We start from the raw sequence: 16,408 nt of genomic DNA, 5'->3' as shown, positions 1-16,408 counted from the left end.
CATCTTTCTCGATCTCGGAGACCTTCCATGACCGACTGGGAGCCGCCCGGCGACTTCTACGCCCTCACCGCCGAGCACCTCTTCGCCGAGGTGTGGTCGCGTCAGGGGCTGACGATGCGCGACCGGCGGTTGCTGCTCATCGGGCTGCTGGTGGGGCAGGGGCTCTCGGCTCAGCTGGCCGTACAGCTGGACGCCGCGTTGCGCACCGGTGAGCTCACCGGGAACGAGCTGCGCGAGGTGGTCGTCTTCCTCACCCACTACGCGGGCTGGGCCCGCGGCTCCGAGCTGAACAACCAGGTCGAAGACCTCATCGCGCGCCTCGCCGGCTGATCACGCCACGCGCTGCAGGGCACGCTCCCGCCTGGCGGCCACGCTGGAACCCGACTCGCCGCGGGCCATCGTGCGCAGGACCATCGGCGCGAGCACCAGGCCGAGCACCGCCCAGCCGCCGAGGACCGCGATGGTCTCCAGGTGCCGCCACGACTCGCCGATCTCGATCGACACGGCCGACTCTGGCAGCAGGGCGGAGCGCATGCCGAGCCCGAGCCAGTAGAACGGGAAGACCTGCGCGATCCCCTGCACCCACTCGGGCATCGCGGTGATCGGGTAGAAGATCCCCGAGATCGCGATCGCGCCCAGCACCGGCAACTGCAGCAGCCCCTGGCTGCGCGCGCTGGTGAACACCGAGCCGAGCACGGCGCCGATCGGCAGCGTGGCCACCATGCCGAGCACCACCACCCAGAGCAGCGTCACCCACGACCTCGGGCTGATCACCAGGCCCTGGATGATGAACAGGCCGGGGATGAGGAAGATCGCCAGGTCGGCCAGGAGGCCGCCGGAGACCGACACGACCTTGCCGACCAGGTAGCCGCGCACCCCGTTCGGGGTGGCCTTGGCGCGCAGCAGCGTGCCGTCCTCGCGGTCGGCGGTGAGCTGCTGGCTCATGCTGACCAGGCCCATCGCGACGTTCATGCCGAGGATGCTGGGCAGGAGGACGGGGCCCAGCTTGAGGCCTGCGAAGGTCAGGTCGCGCATGAAGTACATGGCGACCAGGAGCAGCACCGGCCACAGGAAGTGCGAGACGAGCTCGGCCGGGTTGGTGAACGACTGCCGCAGCTCGATCAGCCCTCTTCTCATGCCGCTTCCTTCCGTTCTGCCTGGTGCACGAGCGTGAGGTAGGTCTGTTCGAGGGAGGCGCGGTGCACTTCCAGCTCTCGTACGGCTTCGCCGTACCGTGCGAAGAGGTCGCGGACGAAGGCGGTCGAGTCGGACGACTCCTCGGTGAAGCGGGTGTCGTTCATGGTCCAGCGGATCTGGTCCCGGCCCGCGATGGTTCTGGCGAGCTCGGCTGCCGTGCCGTCGGCGATGATGCGGCCGCCGTTCAGGATGACGATGCGGTCGGCGAGCTTCTCCGCCTCGGTCAGGTCGTGGGTGGTGAGGAGGATCGTGGTGTCCAGGCCTCGGATGAGCTCGTGGAAGTCCTGGCGGGCTTGGGGGTCGAAGCCGGTGGTGGGTTCGTCGAGGAAGAGGACGTCCGGGCGGCCGACGATGCCGATCGCCACGTCCAGCCTGCGGCGCTGGCCGCCGGAGAGGGTTTTGATCTTCTTGTTGGCGTGTGGGGTGAGGCCTACGGTTTCGACCAGTTCGTCGGGGTTCCACGGGTTTCGGTAGGGGGTGTAGTAGGTGGCCAGGTGGGCCAGGAGTTCACGGACGCGCCATTTGCCGTGGTCGCGCCAGGATTGCAGGACCACACCGAGCCTTGACCGCCAGCGCTCGTCACCGCGCGCCGGGTCCTCGCCGAGGACTCTCACGTGACCGTCGGACCGCATCCTGAAGCCTTCGAGGATCTCGATCGTGGTGGTCTTGCCGGCGCCATTGGGGCCGAGCAGGGCAAGGACCTCGCCTGGGTGGGCCTGGAAGGTCACGTCGTGCAGAACGTCGGTGGGGCCGTACCGCATGCGCAGCCCTTCGACCTCGATCACACTCATTCTCATCTCCACGTTTCTTGGACACTCTTGGGCGGGCAGAATCCCCCATGGGCAAGCGCCCACTCGGGACGGGCGGGTAGGCACCCCGCCATGGGCGACCTTGGGCAACCATGGGCAAGCGCCCACCCACCCGCCTTGGGCGGGCGGGTGGGCACTTTTGGGCACGCCAAAGAGAGGGCACGGCCCATGTGTGCGGTTGGGTCTATTCGCCTGCTGCGGCGCGGGCGCGCGCCAGCAGGTCCTCACGGTCGATCCCGGCCAGGCTCAGAGCCCTGGGCACGGTACCCACCTCTGCCTGCAGCACCCCGAGCAGCAGATGCACCGGCCGCAGGTCCTTCTTCCTCGGGGCGTGCAGAATCCCACGCTCCAGCGCCAGCTTCGTCGAGGCGCCCATGACCGTCGGCGCCTTGTCGGCCGGACTCGCCTGCGGAAGCCCGAACCTCGACGGCGACACCCCAGCCGCGGCCAGGCTGTGCTCGAACTCCCTGTCCAGCGCCGCCCGGATCGCGTTACGATCGAGCCCGCCCAGGACTTCACGAGTGACCTCCTCCTGACCGGCGGCAATCGCCAGGAGAAGATGATGCGCCTCGATCGCCGACGAACCGTCCGCCCGCGCCTCCTCAGCGCCTTGCTTCAGGACGGCGTCGAGGTATACGTCGATTGCGGATGCCATGCTTCAGCGTCTCCTCAGGTTGACTCCGGCGGTGATGAGCCGCTTGGCGTGCTTCTTGTGGACCGCTTGACGGGTCACCCCTAGCGCTTCGGCCACTTGAGGCCAGCTCCAGCCCGAACGCATGGCCTGTTCGACAGCGGCGTCCTCGATCTGGTCAGCCAGCCGCCGCAACGCCGCCACCGCGGCGAGCGCATCAGCGGGCTCCTGGGGGACGGGGATATCATCAGCGGACATACAAGCAACCTTAGTTGACAGCCCATCGCTTAGTCAACCTCAGTTGCTAATGCGCTTCCCGGACGCGATCGCTCGCACCCCACCCACGCGATCCCGCGCTTCCCCACCCCACCCTCATCGCGCCCGCCTCCCCCGCTTCACCCGAGCGCGGGCCACACCTTGTCGCCGCCAGCCCTCATTGGGCGCCACATACCTTCCGGCGCGCCACACGCACCCCTTCGGCCTCCACGATCACTGGCCACGCCTCCCAGCCCCACCTGTTGTGGCCAGCCCCCTTGGGCGCCACATCGCCCCGGCGCGCCACCTTCGCGCCCTTCGTGGCCTACTCCACTGGGCGCCACATCCGCCCGGCGCGCCACTCCTCCCGCTCCGCCCATCACCGGCGAGGCGTATGGGAGGGGTGGCCGGGCACGGCTCGCGGACCTTACGGGTGCGTGAGAGGCGAAGGCGCGTGAGGGATGGGGCGGGTTTGGGTGGGGTCAGGCGGGGTCGAGGCGGTAGAGGGTGCCTTGGAGGCTCAGCGCGTACAGCTCCCCCGAGGCGTCCTCGCCGAACGATGACACCTGCTCCATCGTCCCCACCTGCGTCGCCATCGCAAGGTCGTCCTCCGGCGCCGCCTTCACCCACCCGGCGCAGAAGTCCGCGTACACGAAACTCCCCTCCAGCCACGGGATCGCCTTCCCCCGGTACACGAACCCTGCGATCACCGAGCACGTCCCGCCCTCGCCCAGCGCGTAGGTGATCACTGGCTCGGTGAAATCGCTGGCCCTGCCGCCCTTGTACGGCTTCGCGCCCTCACGCAGGTTCCAGCCGTAGTTCTCCCCGCCCTCGGACCCGGCGGGCTGGTAGTCGACCTCTTCCCATCCGTTCTGCCCGACGTCGCCGATCCAGAGGTCGCCGGTCTGCCGGTCGAAGGAGAAGCGCCACGGGTTGCGCAAGCCGTACGCCCATATTTCGGGTTTCGCCCCGCTCTTGCCCACGAACGGGTTGTCCTTCGGCACCTTGTACGGCTTGCCGCGCGGGTCGATGCGCAGCAGCTTGCCGAGCCAGGTGCCGAGGTTCTGCCCGTTGCCGTGCGGGTCGCCGCCGCTGCCGCCGTCGCCGAGGCCGATGTAGAGGAGCCCGTCGGGGCCGAAGGCGAGCTGGCCGCCGTTGTGGTTGGCGTACGGCTGGTCCTGGGTGAGGACGTCGCGCCTGGCCGTCGCCTTGACGCCGTCGTACGCCCACTCGGTGACGTGCGTGTCGCCCGCTTTGTCGGTCCAGTCGAGGTAGAACCAGCGGCCGGTCGGGTGGAAGGCGACGCCCAGCAGGCCTTGCTCGTTGCCGCCGCTGACCTCCTGCGACAGGTCCACGACCGGCTCGCCGACCACCTTGCCCGCCCTCACCGCCCGCAGCTTCCCGCCCTGTTCTGCGATGTAGAGGGAGTCGTCGTTCTTGCGTACGCCGAAGGCCACGGGCTTGGTGAGCTCCGCGATCCTGGTGAAGCGGAGGGCGGCGTGGGCGGGGGTTTTGGGAAACGGTCCACTGGGAGACGGCGACGGTCGCGCCGATGGGGGGCCGGCGGCCAGGGGTTGGGCGGCTGAGCAGGCGGTCAGCGCTGCTAGCAGCAGGATCGTCGTCACCGAACGGCGCACGCCCGTCATCCTCTCACGCGATCGACGTCACCTTCCCTACCCCGAAACCCCCGCCAGGGTTCCCGCTCACCCACCAGAAGGATGGTCGGTAGTCCGACGGCGGCCCCCTCGCGCGGGTCGGGAGCCATTAAAGGGCGCAGGAAGACGGGGCGCGGGGCGCGGGTGAAAGCAATGGGTGGGCAGCTAGGGAGTGCGTGTCATGGGCTGGGAACGTCGGGTTGGGGGTGGGGCGTGAGTGGCGTGAGGATGCCGAGGTGGCGTGCACGGCGGGCAGGTTGGGCACGGAGTGGGATCGGGAGTGGCGTGCGGTTGGGAGTGGTGTGCGATGGGGAGTGGGGTTGGGTTGTGGGGGGAGGGTGGGTGGTTGGAGGTTGGGGCGGGATCCACGAGGATGTGAGGCGATGCCCACCATCTACGACGTCGCGCGGCACGCTGAGGTGTCCGCTGCCACCGTCTCTCGCGTGCTGAACGGTAACCAGACCGTGGATCCCGCCATGACGGCGAGGGTCCTCAAGGCGGTGCGCGAGCTCGGCTACCGTCCCAACGCCGTGGCCAGGAACCTCCGGCGCAGCCGCACCACGCTCTGGGCGGTGATCATCTCTGATATCGGGAACCCGTTCTTCACCGCCATGGTTCGGGGGATCGAGGATGTCGCCCAGCAGGCGGGGTACTCGGTTGTTCTCTGTAATACGGATGAGGATCCGGAGAAGGAGAACACCTATGTCACTGCGGCGCTGAGCCAGCAGATGGCGGGGGTGATCATCTCGTCCAGTGGCAGCGCCAAGGCGGCCAAGCATCTGATGGAGTCGTCTACCCCTGTGGTGGCGATCGATCGGGAGCTGGCCAAGGGGGCCGTGGATACGGTGATGGTCGACAACGAGGGTGGGGCGTACGCGGCTACCAGGCATCTCATCGATGTGGGGTATCGGCGGGTGGCCTGCGTCACCGGGCCGGCTGGCGTCAGTACGGCGGATCGGCGGCTGCGTGGCTACACCAAGGCCATCGAGACGGCACCGATCGTGCGGCGGGCCGACTTCAGGGAGCAGGGCGGGTTCGACGCCATGGCCTCGCTGCTGGATGACGAGCGGCCGGATGCGGTGTTCGTGGCCAACAACCTCATGGCGATAGGGGCCCTGCGGTGCCTGGCTGCGCGTGATGTGGGCATTCCGGGTGAGATGGGTGTCGTCGGGTTCGACGACATTCCTTGGGCGGACCTGATCCGGCCGTCGCTGACTACCGTCGCTCAGCCCACCTATGAGCTGGGGAGGGTGGCGGCTCGGCTGCTCGCCGACCGCATCGAGTCGCCGTCGGGCAAGCCTTCGACGATCATCCTGCCTGCCGAGATGCATGTACGGCAGAGCAGCTCGCGTTAGAGTCACCCGTCGCCCGGTAAGGCTGCACGCCGTCCAGACACTTGACCTTCGCGCCGCGGTTGCGGAGGGCTTCAGGGCGCTGCAGCGTCACCACAAGCGGGCGATCGGCAGTGCACCAAGCATGCGGATCGGCGAAGCGACTCGCAAAAACGCGCGGTCGGCGCGGCGGCTCATGTCACGGCGCGCGGTCGGCGCAGTAGATCACGTCAACCGGGCCAAAGCGTGCGCGATGTCAGCCGTCGACTCGTAGAGCTGCCGGTACAACCCATACAGCTCGTCGTAGTTCGACCCAGAATCGGGCTCGATCGTCGCGGCCACCGGGTTCCACCCCGCCGGTGATCCCGCCGCCAGCCGGGCGTCGCCGTACGCCGCACCGAGGGTGTGCGTCGGCAGCACCTGCGCCTGCTGCAGGACGTCGGAGACGATGCGGGTCCACAGCCCGCCCTGGGTGCCACCGCCGACCGCGACCAGTCGCGATCCGGTGCCGCCCGCTTTGCGCATGACCTCCAGGTTGTGCCGTACGCCGAAGGCGGTCGCCTCGAGCGCCGCCCGATATATGTGTCCACGCCCGTGACGGAGCGTCAGGCCTATGAGCGTGCCACGGGCGTCGGGGTCGAAGAGGGGTGTTCGCTCTCCGGCGAAGTAGGGCAGCATGAGCAGCCCGCCCGCCCCCTTCCCCGCCGAAGCAGCCTCGGCGGTCAGCTCGGCGAACGAGCCGCCGGTCAGGTCGCGCAGCCACGCCGTCACCGCGCCCGACGTCGCCATCCCCGCCGCCAGGTTGTAGGTGCCCGGCGCCACCCCGACGGTGCTCCAGAGGTACGGCGAGGCCGCGCGCGCCGCCATGACCTCGATGAGGAACATGGTCGTGCCGTACATCAGCATGACGTCGCCGGGCGCGGACACCCCGACGCTGGCCGCCTCCGCCCAGGCGTCGATCGTCCCGGCGATCACCGGCACACCGACGGGCAGCCCGGTCGACGCGGCGGCCGTGTGGGTGACCGTACCGATGACCTCTCCGCTCCAGGCCAGCGCGGGAAGTTCGAGCCCCGGAGCGATCTCGGCGGCCCACTCGGCGATCCAGGCACAGGTCCCGGTGTCGTAGAGCGGCGTGCACTGACTGGCGGAGTGGTGGTCGAGCACGTACGCGCCGGTCAGCCGGTGCGCCAGCCACGTGTGCGCCATGAACATGCGCCTGGTCGACGCCCACACGTCAGGCTCGTTACGGCGCAGCCATTCGAGTTTGGGGCCGATCGCCTGGGAGGTGAGCGGGCTGCCGCAGCGCTCCATGAGCGACGGGTAGCGCTCCTGCTGCAGAGCGATCTCGGCGGTGGCGCGGGTGTCGACGCCGTAGAGGACCGCGGGGCGCAGCGGCGTGCCGTCCGCCGTGGCCGGGAGCAGGCAGGGGCCGATGCCGCTCAGGCCGATCGCCTCGATGTCCGGCCTGGCGAGTTCTGCGGCGATCGCGGTGAAATCGGCCCACCAGACGTCGAGCGCGTCGTGCTCGAACCACCCGGGGCGGGGCGTCGAGGTGGCGTGCTCGCGCACGGCCGTGGCCACGACGGAGCCGTCGCCGTCCACGAGGACGCCCTTGGAGCTGGAGGTTCCGATGTCCACACCGAGATACATCAGTTCTGTCCTGAAAGGTCGTACTGCTTGTAGAGGGCCTGGGCGTTGTCCTTGCCCACCTGCGTGGTGCCCAGGATCTGCTGCTTGTCCACCTGCTGGCCGTGGAGGATCTTGTTGACGGTCTCCGCCGCCTCCTGCGCGCCCGTCGGGTAGACGAAGGTGGCGGCGAGCTGGCCGAGCTGCACGGCGCGGATGCCGCCGTCGGGGATGGCCAGGCCGTCGATGCCGATGAACTTGATCTGGCCGGCCCGCCCCGCCGCGTTGGCGGCGAGGTAGGCGCCCAGCGCCATGGGGTCGTTGTGGCCGTAGACCAGGTCGATCTTGGGGTGCTGGGCGAGCCACTGCTGCATGATCGGCGTGGCCTGCTCCTTGAGCCACTTGGCCTCGCGGTCGGCGATGATCTTGATGTTCGGGTTGGCGGCGATGGCCTCGCGGAAGCCCTTGTCCCGGTCGATCTGCGGCTGGTTGGACAGGATGCCGCGGAGTTCGACCACGTTTCCGCCGTTCGGCAGCAGCCTGACCGCCTCCTCCCCCGCTTTCTTGCCGATGAGCACGTTGTCGCCGCCGATGAAGGCGGTGTAGCAGTCGGTGTTGACCGTGCGGTCGAGGATGATCACCGGGATCTTGGCCTGGCAGGCCTGCTGGACGGCGGCGGTGAGCGGCGCGGGCTCGGTGGGCGAGACGATGAGCGCGTCGACCTTCTGGGTGATGAAGTTCTGGACCTGGGAGACCTGCGTGGCGCTGGACTGCTTGGCGTCGGCGATGGGCAGGAGCTCGATGTCCGGATATTTCTTGATGAAGTGCTGCAACTGGAGGTTGAGCTGGGCGCGGTACGGCTCCGCGTTGTTCGACTGCGAGTAGCCGACCACGAAGGTCTTCTTGCCGGTGGTCGGCGCCTGGGAAGCACAGCCGGCGACGAGGACGAGCGCGAGGATCAGGAGCTTTCTCATGAGCGGGACCCTCCTCGGAGGAATCTGAACAGATCGGGGCGCTGCAGGACGACCGCCACGACGACGATCAGTCCCTTGATGACGAGCTGCCAGTTGTCGCTGACGGCGTTGAGCCCGAGGACGTTGTCGAGCAGGGTGAGGATGAGGGCGCCGACGAACGTGCCGGCGATCGTGCCCTTGCCGCCGGCCAGCGACGCGCCGCCGATGACGGCCGCCGCGATGGCGTCCAGCTCGAACGACTGACCGGCCAGCGGGTCCGCCGAGGCGCTGTAGGCGGCGTCGATCGGCCCGGCGAACCCGGCCAGAAGGCCGCAGACGGTGAACACGGCGATGGTGACCGCGGTGACGTTGACGCCGGACAACCGCGCCGCCGTGGGGTTTCCGCCGACGGCGTAGACGTGCCTGCCGAACCTCGTCTTCGTGAGGATCAGCTGGAAGACCACGCAGACCAGGACGAAGGCCAGCACCGGGTAGTAGACGCGGCCGAACAGGTTGTGGCCCGGCGTGCCGAACAGCTGGAACGCCTCGGCCTGCGGGGTGAGCGCGCCGTCGGGACCCGCGATCTGGGTGCCGACGCTCACGTTGTCGCTGACCTGCCGGTCGATGCCGCGCACCACGGACAACATCGCCAGGGTCATGACGAACGACTGGATCTTCAGCCATGCCGTACCCGCGCCGTTGAGGAACCCGAAGAAGGCCCCCACCAGCATGCAGATCGGCACGATCTGCCACGGTTCGAGGGCGAAGCGGGAGAGCATCATCGCGGCCGTCATCGAGGAGATGCCGAGCAGCGAGCCGACCGACAGGTCGATGCCGCCGGTCAGGATGACGAGCGTGACGCCCACGGCGAGGATTCCGCGCGACGCGAACGCGCCGACGGCGTTGGTCAGGTTGACCTCGTTGAGGAACACCTCGCCCTTGGTGGCGAGGCCGACGGCCAGCACCAGGACGAGCCCGATGTAGGCCTGCGCGGCGCCGAGCGCGGACAGCGTGCGCGTCATGCCATGGCCGCCTCGAGAATCGCTTCCTGGGTGGCCAATCCCCTGGTGAAGGTGGCCGTGACGCGGCCCTCGCACAGCACGAGGATCCGGTCGCACATGGCCAGCAGCTCCGGCAGCTCGCTCGACGCCACCAGCACGGCCTTGCCCGACGCGGCCAGTTTCGCCATCAGCGCATGGATCTCCGCCTTGGAGCCGACGTCGATGCCTCGGGTGGGTTCGTCCATGAGGATGACCTTCGGCGTGGTCAGCAGCCATTTGGCCAGGACGACCTTCTGCTGGTTGCCGCCGGACAGGTTGCCGACCGTGAACGCCAGGCTCGGGGTCTTGACCCGCAACTCGCGCACCTGCTCGCCGACGACCGCGCTCTCCCACCGCCGGTCGACCAGGTATTTCCTGAGGGACGGCAGGCTGGCGTTGAAGGCGACGGTGTTGCCGAGCACGAGACTCTGCGCCTTACGGTCCTCGGCGACCAGCGCGACCCCGCGCCTGATCGCCTGCCTGGGGTTTTTCGGGCTGTACGGCACGCCGTCGAGCGTCATCGCGCCTCCTGTCGGCTTGAGCGCGCCGAAGAGGGTTTCGAGGAGTTCGCTGCGTCCCGCCCCCATGAGCCCGGCGACGCCGACGATCTCCCCTTTCCTGACGTCCAGCGAGACGTCGTGCAGCGCCGTACGGCCCGTCTGCCGGTCCCCGGCCACGGACAGGCCTTCGACCTCCAGCAGGACCTCGCCCGTCGCGGCGCCCTCGGCGCGCGGGAACATCTCACCCAGCGGCCTGCCGACCATGAGCTGGATCAGCTCGGCCCGGTCGAAGGTGGTGCGCTCGCCGACGCAGGCGCCGTCGCGCAGCACGACGACGCGGTCGGCGACCTGCTCCAGCTCCTCCAGCCGGTGCGAGATGTAGACGATGCCGACGCCGCGCGCGGTCAGGTCGCGGATCACGGCGTGCAACCGGCGCACCTCGGCGTCGGCCAGCGCCGAGGTGGGTTCGTCCATCACCAGCAGGCGGGCGCTGGCCGACAGCGCCTTGGCCACCTCGATGAGCTGGCGTTCGGCGATCTTGCACTGCCTGACGAGGCGGCGCGGCGACAGGTCGAGCCCGAGTCCGCGCAGCAGCTCCGCCGTACGCCGCTCCATCGACCTCGTGTCGAGGAGGAGGCGTTCCGCGCCGAGGAAGATGTTCGCGGCGATGGACAGCTCGGGGACCTGGTTGAGCTCCTGGTGGATCATGGCGATGCCGTACCGCTGGGCATCTTTGGGGGAATGAATCCGGGCGGGCACGCCGTCGAACGCGATCTCGCCTTCGTAGTCCTTGACCACCCCGGCCAGGATGTTCATGAGGGTTGACTTGCCCGCGCCGTTCTCCCCCAGCAGGGCGACCACCTCGCCGGCGCCCACGGTGAGCGAGACGCCGTCGAGGGCGCGCACGCCGGGGAATGACTTACCGATGTCCCGCATCGCCAGCATCGCCGAACCCTTCGAAATCGATTGCCAGCTGCGCGCACACCGCCTTCAACTCCGCCACGTAGTCGCCCGGGACGGCGTGGATGTGGTTGGAGCCGAAGCGGCCGAGGAACTCGGTGGCCGGGACGTGCAGCCGAGTGAAGGCGTGCGGCCACTCGAAGGTCGACTGCCTGGCCATGCGCTCGTTGGTCGCGTCGTCGTAGAGCTCGAAGTCGCCGCGCATCACGTGCATGCGGTAACGGCCGTCCCTGCGGGTCAACCGGGCGAACGTGGCCGCGCCGGGCGCCGCCAGATGGTGCACGCTCGCGCCTCCCGCGGGAAAGAAGAACACCTCTGGGTAGAAGTGCGTCTTCGCCAGATTCTCCGCCGGGTCGTCGGAACGCGCCGCGTACCAGGTGGCGTGCTGGCCCGAATTGCACAGGTCCCACACGTCCTTGTCGGCGTGGTAGTGACGGACGTCGGCGAACAGCACCGGGTCGCCGCTGAGCAGTTTGAGGATCTGCATGCTCAGCGCGCCGTCCATGTCGGCCTCGGTCGCGCAGACGTGCGTCTCCTTCGGGCCCTCCCAGTCGTAGGGGTCGTTGAGGAAGGACTCGGCGAGGTCCATCGTGCAGAAGTGCGTGGTCAGCTCGGGCTGGCCCTTGATGCCGGAGAAGTCGAGATTCCACTCGTCGATGAGCTCGCGCATCGCGTAGTAGGTACGGATTTGCCGCTCGAACAGCTCTTTGGTGAGCTGCTTGCCGTCATAGTGGACGTTGCCCAGGTTCTCCAGCCACTCGCGGGCCTCGGTGACCCGCTTCTGGTCGGCGTTCTCGCTGCGCCTGACGATCTCCCACTGGTCGATCTCCTCGACGTCGACGCCGAACGTGCGCATCCACTGGTCGGTGTTGGCGACGGCCGTGTACATGCCCATGGGACGGCCGCCGATCCGGCCGAACGTGGAACCTCTCAGGCCTTGTACGGCTCGCGCCGCACGCACCTCGGTGAGCACACGATTTCTCACCTCGGCGTCCTCGATGTCGCCCCAGGCCCTGGAGTGCACGCGGCCGATCTGGTCGAGGCCGCCGCCTCCGGCCAGCATGCCGACCATGCCCGGCTGGGCGGGGTCGATGTTCGCCATGAGCAGCAACGGGCCGCGGGTGGCTTCCGCGGCCAGCATGGTGAAGTGCGGGAACGCCCAGACGGCGTAGTTGAAGATCGTCAGGTCGGGGCGCTGGTCGGCCATCCAGCGGGCCTGGCTGGTGGCCAGGTCGTTGGTCCACACGATCTCTGGGGCGATGATCACCTCGTGGCCGTCCTTGCGAAGGGCCTGCGCCAGGGCCTCGTTGGCGGTGGTGATGTGGGTGACGAGATCGCGGGCGACGAAGTCCCGCCCGTCCGACATTGCCAGCAGTCCGATGCGCGCCATCGCTTGGGCCTCCGCGGGAAATCGTTTGCTAGAAATCGATTTCCCGTTAAGCTAAACCGCGTTGGAGGGGGTGTCAATGGATCGCCCACCGTGATCAACCACCTACTTCGGGCAGCGGTGAAACCCCGGGTGCCCGACGCGTCCGCTTGCCCCCGGCCCCGGTGGCGCGGACACCGCCCCCTGCGGGCACCGGCTCCTGGCGAGCACAGACGCGTGGGTGGCGCGGGCACAGGCGCGTGGGTGGCGCGGGCACCGGTCCGTGAGAGGCGCGTTGCAAGGCGGGTGACGGCGTGCCCGATGGCGGCGCGATTGCTCCGCCCTACCCGTATGTCGCATCTCTTGGCGCGCTCGCCGGTCCTCGCGCTCCCGTCGAGCTCGCTGGTCACCGCGCTCAGGGGCCAGCCACGCTCAGGGCCAGCCATGCGCAGGGGCGGCCATGCGCGGGGGCGGCCATGCGCGGGGGCGGCGTTCTACTCGTCTCTTTCGGTAGGGGTTATGTGCCCTCGGCCGGGGTGATGGTTTCCGGGTGGGGGCGTCTGACGGGGGTCAGGGTGCCGGCCAGGGCGATCAGCAGGATGCCCGACCCCGCCGCCGCGGCCACGGCCGGCACGCCGTACCCCGCCACCGCCAGCGTAAGGACCGCCGCGCCCACCGGGCCGAGCGCGTAGTGGATGGTCCAGAACGCCGACGTGACGCGCCCCAGCAGGTGGCTCGGCGTGACCTCCTGCCGTAGCGACTGCGAGCAGATCCCCCCGATCGCCCCGGAGAACAGGAAACCGGTCATCGCCGCCGCGATGCCCACCGCCCCCGGTGCCAGGCCGACGCCGGCGATCGCGAGGCCCGACAGCGCGATGGCCGCGATCCAGGTCGCGCCGAAGCCGAGCTTCTTGCGTACGGTTGCCACCACCGCCGCCCCGGCCACCGACCCGAGCGCCGCGCACGCCAGGACCACCCCCACGGCGTCGTCGTTCTGGCCGAGGTCGTGCTTGAGGTAGTAGATGACGATGTCGTCCAGGCCGGTGGTGAGGAAGATGTAGAACGTCAACAAGATCGTCAGCGTACGGAGCACCGGGTGCCGCCACAGAAACCGGGCGCCGTCAAAGAAACCGCCCCGATCCACCGCCTTCGCGGCCTCCTCGGTGGCGCGGATGCGGACGAAGTACAGGCCCACGGCGGAGATCACGAAGCTCACCGCGTCGATGCCCAGCGCCACGGCCGGGCCGTACAGCTGCGAGGCGAGACCGGCCAGCGCGGGCCCGCCGACCCCGGCCGCGGAGTAGACCGCGTAGAGGCGGCCGTTGGCCTGGGTGAGCTGCTCCTTCTCCACCAGGCTCGGGACCACGGTGACGTAGGTGACCTGGAAGATCATGCCTACGGCCGCGCCGAGCGGGACGACCACGTACAGGAGCCAGATCTGCGGCGAAAGGATCCACACCAGCGGGACCATCCCGTAAAGGACGGCTCTGGCGAGGTCGCAGACGATCAGGAGGCGTTTCCTGTCGAGGCGGTCGGCGATCACGCCGGCGAACGTTCCGGTGAGAAGGGAGGCAACGCCAGCCGCGCCGGTCAACACGCCCATCTGGACGACGGACCCGGTCTCATGCAGGACCAGCAGCGGGATGGCGATCAAGGAGAAGGAGTCACCCGCGACGGACAGCGCCTGAATCGCGAGGAAGATGGTGTAGTTCCTGTTTCGCCATAGAGACATCGGTTCATTCTCGCCGATCTTCGTGGGACACAAGCCTGTTCTGGTGGGCGAAAACGACGGCCTGGACGCGGTCGCGCAGCTCCAGCTTGGTCAGGACGCGTCCGAGGTGGGTCTTCACGGTCGCCTCCGCGAGGTGCAGAGCCGCGGCGATCTCCGCGTTGGACAGGCCCCGGCCGACTTCGACGAGGACGTCCAGCTCGCGCGGGGTCAGCCGGTGCAGGCGGGGGTCCTCTTCCGGGGGCGGTCCCAGCTGGTGGGCGAAGGTGTCCAGCATGTGGCGGGTGATGCGGGGCGACAGGGCGGCCTCGCCCGCCGCGACGTTCCTGATCGCGGCCAGGAGCTCGTCGGGTCTGGCGTTCTTCAGCAAGAAGCCGGAGGCTCCTGCGCGGAGGGCGGCGAAGGCGTACTCGTCGAGGTCGAAGGTGGTGAGGATGAGGACCCTGGTCTGGCGGCGGTCGCGGAGGATCTTTTCCGTGGCCTGGATGCCGTCCGTGCCCGGCATGCGGACGTCCATGAGGACCACGTCGGGGCGGAGGCGTCTTGCCAGCCGTACGGCTTCCGCGCCATCGGCTGCTTCGCCTACGGCTTCCATGTCGGGCTGGGCTTCGAGGACCATGGAGAAGGCCATGCGCAGGAGCGGCTCGTCGTCGGCCAGGAGCACTCTGATCGTCACCGGACTGCCTCTGGGTGGAGGGTGGCCGCGACTCGCCAGCCGTGGCCCGGGAGGGGGCCCGCCTCGAGGGTTCCGCCGTAGGCGGCGGCGCGTTCCCGCATGCCGAGGATGCCGTGCCTGGAGGCGTGGTGCCCTGACGTGGGGTGGTCGGTGATCTGTACGGTGACCGTTTCCGGGGCGCAGTGGATGGCTACGGTGGCTCGGGAGCCTGGTGGGGCGTGTTTGAGGGTGTTGGTGAGGGCTTCTTGGGTTAGGCGGTAGATGGTCAGCTGGAGTCCGGCCGTGGTGTGGTCGGGGTTTCCGGTCACGTCGAGGCTGGTCGGGAGGCCTGCGGCGTCCATCTGCGCGACCAACGCGTCCAGCTCGGCGAGCCCCGGCAGGGGGTGCCGCTCCGCGGGGGCGTCGCACTCGGTCGCAAAGGCCACGTGCGGCACCGGGGAGCCCGCGTGTGGCGTCGGCGGGCTTTCGTGTGAGCTTGCAGGACGTGCGTGTGGCATTGCGGGGCGTGCGTGTGACCTCGGCGGGCTTGCTTGTGGCCTTGCGGGATCTTCCTGCGACATCGCCAAGCCTGCTCGTGGCCTCCCCGGGCCTGCGTGTGGCGGCGTGGACAGGAGGTCGAGGGCATGAGGTGCCTCGCGCTGGTCAGAGGGATCGAGTGGCGAGACGACCTTGGGGCGGAGGTCCGGAGTGTCGCGTGGTGACGTGGCCTGGGAGTGGGTGGCGGGTGGTGAGGCGGTCGAGATGTGGGTGGCGGATCGTGAGGCGGCCGAGATGTGGGTGGTGGATGGCGGTGGGGCGTCAGGGGTGCGGAGGGCACCCAGGGTGTGGTGCATGTCGGTCAGTGCCTGGCGGCCCGTTTCGGCGATCTGGGTCATGGCGGCGGTGGCGCGGTCAGGGGCGCGGGGCTGGGCGATGACGGCGGCGTCCGCGAGGGCGACCATGACGGACAGGTTATGGGTGACGATGTCATGCATTTCCCGGGCGATACGCGCCCGCTCCCCCGCCACAGCCAGCATCGCCCGCTGGTCACGCTCGTCCTTCAGCCTGGCCAGATGGGCCCGGCGCAGGCGCATGTTGGTCCCCGTGGCGACGGCGGCGACGACCATCGCGGTCAGGAAGACGAGCGAGTTGACCAGACTCCCGGTCGGCAACGCCCACCGCAGGGACGCCAGCACCACCCCCACCTCGACGACCGCAGCAGCCAGGAGCGTACGCCGCCAGGTGGTGCGCGCGGCGACTGTATAGAGCGCGACCAGCAACGCCACGTCGGTGACCAACTGCACGTCGGCGACCCACTGCGCGAAGGCCACGACGGAGATGGCGCAGAGAACGGCCACGGGGGCGCGCCGCCGCCAGACGAGCGGCAGCGCGAGAGCGACATGCAGGTAGAGCGGCGACGGACCGGGATAGACCTGACCGTTCAACCCCAACCCGGCCACCAGGACCCCAGCCGCCAGCACCGCGTCCCACCCCGTCCGCTTCATGGCGCCCAACCTAATCGGCGCGAGGGAATGACTGCGCGAAAGTCATCCCCCAGTCGTACGGCTGATGCCGTACGTGCAGGTCAGACAGGGTACGGCGGGCCGCGAGCGAGGCGGCGGGAAAGCCGACCGGGAGCTGACGCGCCGCGCCGGGAGGAATGACTAGCTTCGTGGTCCTACCTATCGGAGGAGGACTTCT

At 69.1% G+C, this 16,408-nt stretch carries 15 protein-coding genes; 2 read left to right on the top strand and 13 right to left on the bottom strand.

What is annotated here, in order from left to right:
- Positions 1-27 precede the first annotated feature (27 nt).
- A complete protein-coding gene (locus ACIBG8_RS33305) occupies positions 28-330 on the top strand; it encodes a carboxymuconolactone decarboxylase family protein (RefSeq protein WP_397347028.1) in 303 nt (100 codons plus the stop codon).
- Here ACIBG8_RS33305 and ACIBG8_RS33300 read toward each other — a convergent pair whose 3' ends face one another.
- The 5 genes from ACIBG8_RS33300 to ACIBG8_RS33280 all read right to left on the bottom strand — a co-directional run bounded on the left by ACIBG8_RS33300 (position 331) and on the right by ACIBG8_RS33280 (position 4,529).
- Positions 331-1,137 carry an ABC transporter permease gene (locus ACIBG8_RS33300; protein WP_397347027.1) on the bottom strand — a complete coding sequence of 269 codons (807 nt, stop codon included), beginning with the start codon at positions 1,135-1,137 and terminating at the stop codon, positions 331-333.
- Positions 1,134-1,988 carry an ABC transporter ATP-binding protein gene (locus ACIBG8_RS33295; protein ID WP_397347026.1) on the bottom strand — a complete coding sequence of 285 codons (855 nt, stop codon included), beginning with the start codon at positions 1,986-1,988 and terminating at the stop codon, positions 1,134-1,136. The genes ACIBG8_RS33300 and ACIBG8_RS33295 overlap by 4 nt, the downstream gene beginning before the upstream one ends.
- 202 nt (positions 1,989-2,190) lie before the next feature.
- Positions 2,191-2,661, bottom strand: a complete 471-nt coding sequence (locus ACIBG8_RS33290; protein WP_397347025.1) for a Clp protease N-terminal domain-containing protein — start codon at positions 2,659-2,661, stop codon at positions 2,191-2,193.
- Positions 2,662-2,664: 3 nt separating this feature from the next.
- Positions 2,665-2,895, bottom strand: a complete 231-nt coding sequence (locus ACIBG8_RS33285) for a hypothetical protein (protein WP_397347024.1) — start codon at positions 2,893-2,895, stop codon at positions 2,665-2,667.
- A 479-nt stretch (positions 2,896-3,374) separates the two neighbouring features.
- A complete protein-coding gene (locus ACIBG8_RS33280; RefSeq protein ID WP_397347023.1) occupies positions 3,375-4,529 on the bottom strand; it encodes a PQQ-dependent sugar dehydrogenase in 1,155 nt (384 codons plus the stop codon).
- A gap of 401 nt (positions 4,530-4,930) precedes the next feature.
- Between ACIBG8_RS33280 and ACIBG8_RS33275 the strand changes: the two genes are divergently transcribed.
- A complete protein-coding gene (locus ACIBG8_RS33275; RefSeq protein ID WP_397347022.1) occupies positions 4,931-5,902 on the top strand; it encodes a LacI family DNA-binding transcriptional regulator in 972 nt (323 codons plus the stop codon).
- Positions 5,903-6,103: 201 nt separating this feature from the next.
- On the opposite strand, the gene ACIBG8_RS33270 is transcribed toward ACIBG8_RS33275, so the two are convergent.
- From ACIBG8_RS33270 to ACIBG8_RS33235, 8 genes are all read right to left on the bottom strand, one after another.
- The gene (locus tag ACIBG8_RS33270) at positions 6,104-7,516 is read right to left on the bottom strand and encodes an FGGY-family carbohydrate kinase (protein ID WP_397347021.1); all 1,413 of its coding nucleotides are present in this window, start codon (positions 7,514-7,516) and stop codon (positions 6,104-6,106) included.
- A gap of 11 nt (positions 7,517-7,527) precedes the next feature.
- Positions 7,528-8,478 carry a substrate-binding domain-containing protein gene (locus ACIBG8_RS33265; RefSeq protein WP_397347020.1) on the bottom strand — a complete coding sequence of 317 codons (951 nt, stop codon included), beginning with the start codon at positions 8,476-8,478 and terminating at the stop codon, positions 7,528-7,530.
- On the bottom strand, positions 8,475-9,479 hold the full coding sequence (locus ACIBG8_RS33260; RefSeq protein WP_397347019.1) for an ABC transporter permease: 1,005 nt from the start codon (positions 9,477-9,479) through the stop codon (positions 8,475-8,477). The genes ACIBG8_RS33265 and ACIBG8_RS33260 overlap by 4 nt, the downstream gene beginning before the upstream one ends.
- On the bottom strand, positions 9,476-10,942 hold the full coding sequence (locus tag ACIBG8_RS33255) for a sugar ABC transporter ATP-binding protein (RefSeq protein ID WP_397347018.1): 1,467 nt from the start codon (positions 10,940-10,942) through the stop codon (positions 9,476-9,478). The genes ACIBG8_RS33260 and ACIBG8_RS33255 overlap by 4 nt, the downstream gene beginning before the upstream one ends.
- Positions 10,917-12,347: an L-fucose/L-arabinose isomerase family protein gene (locus ACIBG8_RS33250; RefSeq protein ID WP_397347017.1), complete on the bottom strand. Its 1,431-nt coding sequence runs from the start codon at positions 12,345-12,347 to the stop codon at positions 10,917-10,919. The genes ACIBG8_RS33255 and ACIBG8_RS33250 overlap by 26 nt, the downstream gene beginning before the upstream one ends.
- Positions 12,348-12,840: 493 nt before the next feature.
- Positions 12,841-14,055: an MFS transporter gene (locus tag ACIBG8_RS33245; protein WP_397347016.1), complete on the bottom strand. Its 1,215-nt coding sequence runs from the start codon at positions 14,053-14,055 to the stop codon at positions 12,841-12,843.
- Positions 14,056-14,059: 4 nt separating this feature from the next.
- Positions 14,060-14,728, bottom strand: coding sequence for a response regulator (locus ACIBG8_RS33240; RefSeq protein WP_397347015.1), 669 nt, complete (start codon positions 14,726-14,728; stop codon positions 14,060-14,062).
- Positions 14,725-16,212 carry a histidine kinase gene (locus tag ACIBG8_RS33235; protein WP_397347014.1) on the bottom strand — a complete coding sequence of 496 codons (1,488 nt, stop codon included), beginning with the start codon at positions 16,210-16,212 and terminating at the stop codon, positions 14,725-14,727. The genes ACIBG8_RS33240 and ACIBG8_RS33235 overlap by 4 nt, the downstream gene beginning before the upstream one ends.
- Positions 16,213-16,408 lie beyond the last annotated feature (196 nt).

It is taken from the genome of Nonomuraea sp. NPDC050556, from assembly GCF_044457355.1.
Taxonomy (GTDB): domain Bacteria; phylum Actinomycetota; class Actinomycetes; order Streptosporangiales; family Streptosporangiaceae; genus Nonomuraea.
The sequence above is the reverse complement of the archived record's forward strand: the minus strand, read 5'-3'. Positions and strand labels throughout refer to the sequence as shown.

Coding starts and splice junctions, on each gene's coding strand:
- ACIBG8_RS33260 (WP_397347019.1), bottom strand. CDS start 9,479: ATGACGCGCACGCTGTCCGCGCTCGGCGCCGCGCAGGCCTACATCGGG.
- ACIBG8_RS33285 (WP_397347024.1), bottom strand. CDS start 2,895: ATGTCCGCTGATGATATCCCCGTCCCCCAGGAGCCCGCTGATGCGCTC.
- ACIBG8_RS33305 (WP_397347028.1), top strand. CDS start 28: ATGACCGACTGGGAGCCGCCCGGCGACTTCTACGCCCTCACCGCCGAG.
- ACIBG8_RS33275 (WP_397347022.1), top strand. CDS start 4,931: ATGCCCACCATCTACGACGTCGCGCGGCACGCTGAGGTGTCCGCTGCC.
- ACIBG8_RS33245 (WP_397347016.1), bottom strand. CDS start 14,055: ATGTCTCTATGGCGAAACAGGAACTACACCATCTTCCTCGCGATTCAG.
- ACIBG8_RS33290 (WP_397347025.1), bottom strand. CDS start 2,661: ATGGCATCCGCAATCGACGTATACCTCGACGCCGTCCTGAAGCAAGGC.
- ACIBG8_RS33300 (WP_397347027.1), bottom strand. CDS start 1,137: ATGAGAAGAGGGCTGATCGAGCTGCGGCAGTCGTTCACCAACCCGGCC.
- ACIBG8_RS33250 (WP_397347017.1), bottom strand. CDS start 12,347: ATGGCGCGCATCGGACTGCTGGCAATGTCGGACGGGCGGGACTTCGTC.
- ACIBG8_RS33295 (WP_397347026.1), bottom strand. CDS start 1,988: ATGAGTGTGATCGAGGTCGAAGGGCTGCGCATGCGGTACGGCCCCACC.
- ACIBG8_RS33255 (WP_397347018.1), bottom strand. CDS start 10,942: ATGCTGGCGATGCGGGACATCGGTAAGTCATTCCCCGGCGTGCGCGCC.
- ACIBG8_RS33265 (WP_397347020.1), bottom strand. CDS start 8,478: ATGAGAAAGCTCCTGATCCTCGCGCTCGTCCTCGTCGCCGGCTGTGCT.
- ACIBG8_RS33235 (WP_397347014.1), bottom strand. CDS start 16,212: ATGAAGCGGACGGGGTGGGACGCGGTGCTGGCGGCTGGGGTCCTGGTG.